The sequence below is a fragment of the Pseudomonas sp. LJDD11 genome (genome assembly GCF_024584215.1).
Lineage (GTDB): Bacteria > Pseudomonadota > Gammaproteobacteria > Pseudomonadales > Pseudomonadaceae > Aquipseudomonas.
Map to the genome: position 1 here is coordinate 1 of NZ_JANJFL010000149.1, position 523 is coordinate 523.

Genomic DNA, 523 nt, shown 5'->3' on the forward strand with positions numbered 1-523 from the left:
GTGCTCCTGTCGCTGCCTGAGTTCAAGGCCTTGCTGCTGGAACAGTCGGTCAGCGTGCTATGGATGACGGCTGGCTTGTTCCATCAATACGCCTCAGGCCTGTACGACGCCTTTGCTCAATTGCGTTATCTGATTGTCGGCGGTGACGTGCTGGATCCTTTGGTTATCGCTCAGGTGCTGAAAAACGGCGCGCCCGAGCACCTGTTGAACGGCTATGGCCCGACCGAAGCCACGACCTTCTCGGCGACCCATGAAATCAAGGCCGTAGGCGAGGGCAGCATTCCCATTGGCAAGCCGTTGGCCAATACCCGTTTGTACGTACTCGATACTCGCCAGCAGCCAGTGCCACTGGGTGTAACCGGCGAGTTGTATATCGGTGGCGATGGCGTGGCGCTGGGTTATCTGAACCGCGCCGACCTGACCGAGCAGGTGTTTGTGGCTGATCCGTTCAGCACCGACCCGGCAGCCCGCCTGTACCGTACCGGCGACCTGGCCTGCTGGCTGGCCGATGGCTCGGTAGAGT

The 523-nt window shown here is 60.4% G+C and carries 1 protein-coding gene; it reads left to right on the forward strand.

Annotation, left to right across the window (positions count from 1 at the left end; all coding sequences use genetic code 11):
• The coding region (locus NRB16_RS29265; RefSeq protein WP_257107620.1) for an AMP-binding protein at positions 1-523 on the forward strand (523 nt) is incomplete at both ends.